Below are 3,470 nucleotides of genomic sequence, written 5' to 3'. Positions count from 1 at the left end.
AGTTGGCCTACTTTTTCAACTTTTTCAACTTGTTTTACTGTGATTGTATCAACTACACAACCGATATACTATGTGAGGGTTTCTTTGACGCTTACTAATATGCAAGGGATTACTTAAAATTATTTCACCCTGGAACGAGAAAATAATTACTAAAGTGAGAAGCAAACCTACGATTGTTACATTATCAAATTTCTTGAGAAAAATGTTCTCGAAATACTCTATACTCTTATGTTTAATGATGTTCCTTCTAGTAAGGTACCCTCCTGCCAATGGAATAACAACAAACAGGATTGTTGATAATATCAGCGTGTCATAAGGAACGGTCACATTACTTACCCCTAATAGGAATGCAACAATTGGTGTAAATGCAAACAATATTATCAGGTCATTCACTGCTACCTGCACTAATGTATAAGCAGGGTCGCCTTTTGTCAGATAACTCCATACGAATACCATAGCGGTACATGGTGCGGCTCCTAATAATACTGCACCTGCAAGATAGTCTGTCGCTAAATCCGGACCAATCCACCTACTGAACACTACTTTCAAGAAAAACGCTGCAATAAGATACATTGTAAAAGGCTTGATAAGCCAGTTTGTTACACAAGTAACTATTAGTCCCTTCGGTTTTTTTGTTGCCCTGACAATGCTTGAAAAATCAATTTTCAGCATCATTGGGTAAATCATTAGCCATATGAGAATAGCAACAGGAATTGATACATTTGCATATTCAAATTTGCTTAAAGTTTCAGGGATTACAGGAATTAATCGTCCTATGGCAACTCCTACTATAATACATGCTGCTACCCACAGTGTAAGGTACTTTTCAAAAAAACCTAATCCTTTATTTTCTTGCATTGTTTCTTTGTCACTCAAGTTTTATGCCCCCTATCAATTTAAATTATCTTGTTCTTACTATATGATTATATTCAGTTATAATCATATAGTGACTAATTTAAAGTTTTTACAGAAAAATAACTAAAATCAGTTTTCTATTATTAATAATTTTCATTAATTGTTATTGCACTGCTCTCGAAGATACTTAAGAACCTGACTTTTATCTTCCCGTAGTTGCTCACATGTAAAGTTACTGTTTTTATATTTTTTAAGTGTCTCTATATCTCTTAACAATTGTGTATTTTCAGCCATCTTGTTTTTAATAAATTCATACAGTAGGTTATTTTCTTCAATAAACTTGTTATCTACTCTGTAATAGACCCATTGAGATTTCTTTTCACTGGTTATAATACCTGAAGTTTTTAATTTATTTAGATGTCTTGAAGCATTAGACTGCGTCATATCCAGCACTGTTTCTATCTCGCACACACAGAGTTCCTGTCTTATTAGCAAATTGAGTATTCTAATTCTGTTTTCATCTCCCAACGCTTTAAAGATTTCTATTAAATCCAATTTATCACCACCATATGATTATATTCAATTATACTCATATATATAATAGTATTGATTTATTTCTCTGTCAACAATAAATAGTTGAGTCCGTATAATTGTGTAAAAATATGAGTCTCTTAAAAAATAAAAGAGCCATATGAAAAACCCTCGGTTAGAATGAAGTTTGCAGACACCATTCTAGGGGAGGAGTTTTGTTATGGCTCAATACCAGATTAGCGTAGATTCCAAACTTTTGCAGCAGTTATTTTTAGGTAATTCTCAGGATGCCGGGGTGGCTGCGTTGTTAGAATCCGTATTGAACCAAGTGTTACAGGCTCAAGCTAGCGAACAACTGGCTGCAGAGCCCTATGAGCGGACGGAAGATCGGCAAGGGTATCGAAATGGTACCTACCCTCACCAACTCACAACACGTGTAGGAACCATCACTCTTCGAGTTCCTCGTATCCGTAATGGTAAATTCTCTACGGAGTTGTTTGCTCGATACCAACGGAGCGAACAAGCTCTTGTCTTGGCGCTGATGGAGATGGTCGTGAATGGGATTTCGACCCGCAAAGTGACCCAGATTACGGAGGAACTATGCGGTACGGAGTTTTCCAAGTCTACCGTATCCGATCTCTGCAAGCGATTGGATCCGATCGTAAACGCTTGGAACAATCGCAGTCTTCGTGATTCCCGGTACCCGTTTGTCATTGTCGATGCCCTGGTACTGAAGGTTCGTGAAGAAGGGCGTGTCCGTGCTCGTGGCGTGATGTTGGCTTATGGAGTAAATGCAGACGGCTACCGTGAAATCCTTGGACTCAAGCTTGGAGACAGCGAGTCGGAAGCAAGCTGGAGTGAATTCTTCTCTTGGCTCAAGATTCGCGATCTGCGTGGTGTGGATCTCATCGTTTCCGATCACCATGGCGGCTTGGTGCGGGCTATCCGAACTCACTTTCAAGGCGTGACTTGGCAGCGTTGCCAAACCCACTTTATGCGCAATATCCTGGATGCTACACCCAAGACGTTACAGGAAGAATTGTACCCGCGTGTACGTGCAATCTTGGATGCACCAGACATGGATACTGCCCGTATGTTGCTTCAGCAGGTTTTAGAGGCTTATGAGGCTAAAGCACCTAAAGCGATGTCGATTCTGGAAGCCGGTTTTGAGGATGCTACAGCAGTTCTTATGTTTCCTGAAAGATACCGAAAACGTCTGCGAACCACCAATGGGATGGAGCGCTTGAACGAGGAGATCCGCCGCCGTGAGCGAGTTATTCGCATCTTCCCAAACCGTGAGTCCGTCGTACGTCTGATTGGTGCTTTACTCATGGAAATTGATGAGAAATGGACGAGTGGAAAGAAGTATCTTGAAATGACCGAATATCTGGAATGGCAGCAAACTCAAGTACAAGAAAGGAAAACCGCTAAAGTAACACATATTCGCTAAGCTTCTTCTGGCCGAGGGAATTTACACACAAATTGGGACTTGATCCAATAAATACATTATCTTATAAATCAAAAAATATGTTTTTTATATTTATCACATAATTCAAGAATACGTTCCCATAACATACCCCAAACCTCCCCTACGATGTGAAAATCTAATTTTGGGAATAACTTTATTATTTTAGAACCAACTTTATTATCATAGAGTCAACTTTATTATTTCTAAAACATTTTCCTTATTCCTTTTCCGTTATAGTCTCAAGTAGTGGTGTAAATTTCGTGGAGGCTAATTGACAAAAGTAACCACGATATGATTTCTACTTTATTAGGGAAACAAAACAAAACAAATAAAGTAGAGGAGGTCATACCGTGGCTACTAATAATAGAATGGCAGATAGTGTCTTGTCAAGTGGTGTAAAATGATTTCTACTTTATCATTTTTTCACCTCATTTATGTAATAAAGCTACTGGTGTCAATGTAAATTCATTTATCGATGTAATCTTTGACTATAAATTGCAATATTAAATGCCGTGAAAAAATTGGTAAATCCATTGCTTACTGGAATAAATTCTATACATCATACCGCCATTTCTATGGCTGACCTATAACCAAACATTCTTCTTGGATATTCATT

2 protein-coding genes and 1 pseudogene are annotated in these 3,470 nt (G+C 38.2%); 1 reads left to right on the top strand and 2 read right to left on the bottom strand.

Translation table 11 applies throughout. The annotated features are described in order from the left end of the window. Window positions 1–96: 96 nt before the first annotated feature. Both F3H12_RS12880 and F3H12_RS12875 read right to left on the bottom strand, forming a co-directional pair. Window positions 97–858, bottom strand: a pseudogene (locus F3H12_RS12880) (arsenic resistance protein); the annotation flags it as partial. 153 nt (window positions 859–1,011) lie between these two features. Beyond that, window positions 1,012–1,410, bottom strand: a complete 399-nt coding sequence (locus F3H12_RS12875) for an ArsR/SmtB family transcription factor (RefSeq protein WP_003519130.1) — start codon at window positions 1,408–1,410, stop codon at window positions 1,012–1,014. Window positions 1,411–1,606: 196 nt separating this feature from the next. Between F3H12_RS12875 and F3H12_RS12870 the strand changes: the two genes are divergently transcribed. Next, window positions 1,607–2,836: an IS256 family transposase gene (locus tag F3H12_RS12870; RefSeq protein WP_149679720.1), complete on the top strand. Its 1,230-nt coding sequence runs from the start codon at window positions 1,607–1,609 to the stop codon at window positions 2,834–2,836. The last annotated feature ends 634 nt before the right edge of the window (window positions 2,837–3,470 follow it).

Origin of the sequence: Thermoclostridium caenicola, assembly GCF_900142095.1 — a bacterium.
GTDB lineage: Bacteria > Bacillota > Clostridia > DSM-8532 > DSM-8532 > Thermoclostridium_A > Thermoclostridium_A caenicola.
This window is presented reverse-complemented; position numbering and strand designations above follow the sequence as displayed.

Excerpts from the sequence above, each read along its gene's own strand:
- F3H12_RS12870 (WP_149679720.1), top strand. The coding sequence starts at position 1,607 with ATGGCTCAATACCAGATTAGCGTAGATTCCAAACTTTTGCAGCAGTTA.